Origin of the sequence: Myroides odoratimimus (assembly GCF_030326305.1) — a bacterium.
Lineage (GTDB): Bacteria > Bacteroidota > Bacteroidia > Flavobacteriales > Flavobacteriaceae > Flavobacterium > Flavobacterium odoratimimum_A.
This window is the reverse complement of the sequence record NZ_JACAKB010000047.1, coordinates 1-3,326: the sequence shown is the minus strand read 5'-3', so window position 1 is coordinate 3,326 and position 3,326 is coordinate 1. Positions and strand designations below refer to the sequence as shown.

Genomic DNA, 3,326 nt, shown 5'->3' with positions numbered 1-3,326 from the left:
ATCATGTGTTTTAAACTTAATAGTTAATGTCAGTATTGAATATATCACTATATAAATATGTAATAACATTATTTCTAACTCAAGTATAGGTTTTTTAGAAGAGACTTTTATTGTTTGAAAATTTAAAAGCAATGTACTAATTACTAGTACTAGATATGCTATGGTAATATGGTGATAGTATAGATAAAGAGGAATGTGATTTTGTTTATTATTAATTCTATATAGGAAAATACATAATATCACAAAAATATTTAATGAAAATCCGATTGTTAAAAAGAGGTTTAGATCAATAAATTTTAATTTTAATAAAATTAAAATTATTAACTGTGAGGTTATTATTAGTAGTTTATTTAATATTGATGTGTTGTATATTAATAAAATAAGTATATTTATTGTTAAAAATAAATATATATGTGCTGTATTTGTTATCAGGTAAAAAGAGCTAGTAAGTGTGTTTATTAACACAAATCCGATGTTTTGAATTTCTTTTTTTGTTAAATTGTATATATTTACTTTCATTTGTATAATGTCTTTTTTTAAAAGTGTTAAATTATGATTAGTTTTAAGATGGAGTATGTTCATAGTGTTAATATACTATTTATTTTTGTATTTGTTCTGATTTTATCTAAAGAATTGTTTTTTTATTTTAAAATAAATAAAAAAACAATAGATAACAAAGGAGCTAATTTGTTAGGTCAATTAAGTAATATTGTATTGATCCAATTTGCTATTTTTCTGTGGCAAACTTCAGTCTATCGACATATATTAGATTTTCCTGTAGGGATGTTATTTTTTTTGTTTTATGGACCATATATTTTAATGTTGATTCATTATTTTTTTCCAAAGGATAAAGGTCGTACTGTTATTAGTTTGTATACTAAGGATTTTTATTATGCATTTTTGTTATTTGTACTTTTTTCTAGTGTTAGTTTTTATGTAATTGATGATTTAGAAATAGATAATGTAGTTTTGTATTGGACAATATGTTTTTTTGTAGTATTACATCTGTTTTACTATGCAGTAAAAGGAATGTTTTTGTTAAGACAAACAAGAAATAAAATTCAAAAAAAGAGGTCTAATCTAATTAGTTTGCTAAAAAATATTTCTTATTTAAATAGTTTTTTATTCGCATTCTGTATCGTAGTGTTGGTTTCTGTTTTGTTTTTAGAAACAAATTATGAAGCGTTTTTTGTTTTGGGAATTTTTTATCTTGTTTGGTTTTATGTTATTATTGATCTTATAAGATGGAGGCTTTCTAATAATACATATTGTAAAGAAGATTCTACGGAAGTTTATTTTGTTAAGGAAAGTTTTGTAGAAGGACTAAATCTAGTAGAACAAAAGACTAAATTAGAATATAATAAGACGGATACTGTAAAGAAAAATAGTAGCCTAGAAGATAAAATGGGAAATGATCAGGATAAAAGATATGAGAAAATAAGGTTAAGTGATAACGTTTTAAAAGATATTGATACTAGGGTTAAGAAAGTTTTAAATGAAGAAAGGGCTTATTTGGATTCTAACTTTAAAATGACAGATCTTGCAAACAAATTAAAGACATCGAGATATTATCTTTCTCAGTATTTTACTTATGTACATGGCATGGGGTTTAAAGATTATATTAATTCATTAAGAATTAATGAAGTTTTACTCTATATTAATAAGGAAGAAGAAAGTATTAAAATAACAAGTAAGGAGCTTTTTCTATTAAGTGCATTTAATTCTAAGGCATCTTTTTATCAGAGCTTTAAGAAAATAACAGGTATGACTCCTAATGAATATCTTAAAAATCATAATAAAAAATAACCATCCATGTCAATGTATTGTTTTGAGTAAATACAGCTTTTATAAGCTAGTGTAGTATAGTGAGCTTGTCTCAAATAATAAATTATCATGTACAGAAGCTTTGGTTAAATCTATACTATAAAAAATACCTTTAAATAGATAAATTGCATGTGGTTTTTATTCATAAAAATGTACAGATTCTGGGGCACAAGAGCCTTGATTGGGAGAAGCTTCGTATTGTTCTTTACAAATTTTAGCTCTATTACTTCTTGACAGTTTACAAAACTCTAGTGACGGCATACTATCAAGAATAGAAAGTTTTTGATTATTATTTAGTAGTCCTGAGTTTTTAGCCCTTAAAGCTTCAATATGAAAAAGTAAACGACGTTTTCTTTTATTATAAATACTGCGTTTATTTTTTGTTGTAATTCGTTGGTAAAGAGTGTGAATAAATAATTCTCACTATCTATGCTAATATATTCTTTTGTTAATCAAATATTTATTAGTTCAATATCACTTAGTTTAGGTTTGAGCTTTTGATAAGTGAGTAAAGTATTCTCATTTATTGACTGTAATACTCATAATGCATAACAGGCCTATATCATAAGTATATAGAAAATTAAGGTAAGACAGATAAAGGTTATCAGACAGTATATTCCAGTCTACTTACTTTATTCTAATATTATCTTGTGGGCTTGCCCCGAATATTGTATTTTCTTGTGGAGTTAAGTATTACATTTTAACTTCTTTCTACAGTATGCGGTATACAGTTTTTGTATTTGTACTTGTTTGGGGGCATACTTTGTAATACTACAATAATATTAGTAAAATATATGTATAATAGTTTGATATCTATAGTAATATAAGAAGTAATGCTTTTTTTATAACACTAAAATTTCATTTTTTTAAAACTAGTTTAAAAAAATGAAATTTTAGTGTTATTTAACCTTGTGTTAATAGGGGGGATTGGTTTTTATTTTAAATTTTAATGCAATTTTTACTTATTTTATAGCTTATATAAGCCTTGTATTGGTTATTTGTTGTTTTGTTTTGTTAGGTTTGTATTTTATATAACATATTTAAACTGTTTATTCTTTTAATATTAAGATTTTTGTTGTGAAAAAAATATTTGATATGAAAAAGAAAATACTTTGTGTTGCAACATTATTATTAATGTTGTCTGTTAAAGCTCAGGTAGGAATTGGGACTAAACTTCCTAATAAATCTGCAGAATTAACAATTATGTCAAAAGATAAAGGATTGTTAATACCTAGTTTATCTTTAAAGTCAACAAAAGATACAACAACAATCTCTAATGGGAATGTTGAGAGCTTGTTGGTTTATGCAAATAGCAAGCAAGGTGATATAGAACCTGGTTATTATTATTGGAATAAAGAAAAATGGGTTCGCCTAGTTTCTGATGTAGATGTGAGTGATGTAGTTATAAATAATTTTGAAAAAATTACTTAGATTCAACAAATAAATGCAACAGCATTTAAAAGAACAGCGGGGAACATTTGCCCCAAGGGGCAAATGTTCCC

2 protein-coding genes and 1 pseudogene are annotated in these 3,326 nt (G+C 25.0%); 2 read left to right on the top strand and 1 reads right to left on the bottom strand.

Going from position 1 to position 3,326, the window contains the following annotated elements:
- Positions 1 to 552 precede the first annotated feature (552 nt).
- A complete protein-coding gene (locus tag HX049_RS17495; RefSeq protein ID WP_286417580.1) occupies positions 553 to 1,806 on the top strand; it encodes a helix-turn-helix domain-containing protein in 1,254 nt (417 codons plus the stop codon).
- A gap of 84 nt (positions 1,807 to 1,890) precedes the next feature.
- Here the strand turns inward: HX049_RS17495 and HX049_RS18525 are convergent.
- Positions 1,891 to 2,351 (bottom strand): annotated as a pseudogene (locus HX049_RS18525) (IS982 family transposase); the annotation flags it as partial.
- Positions 2,352 to 2,919: 568 nt separating this feature from the next.
- Here HX049_RS18525 and HX049_RS17490 point away from each other — a divergent pair.
- A complete protein-coding gene (locus HX049_RS17490; RefSeq protein ID WP_286417578.1) occupies positions 2,920 to 3,255 on the top strand; it encodes a hypothetical protein in 336 nt (111 codons plus the stop codon).
- The last annotated feature ends 71 nt before the right edge of the window (positions 3,256 to 3,326 follow it).

Bases quoted from the DNA above. Each gene is read 5' to 3' on its own strand.
- HX049_RS17490 (WP_286417578.1), top strand. From the start codon at position 2,920: ATGAAAAAGAAAATACTTTGTGTTGCAACATTATTATTAATGTTGTCT.
- HX049_RS17495 (WP_286417580.1), top strand. From the start codon at position 553: ATGATTAGTTTTAAGATGGAGTATGTTCATAGTGTTAATATACTATTT.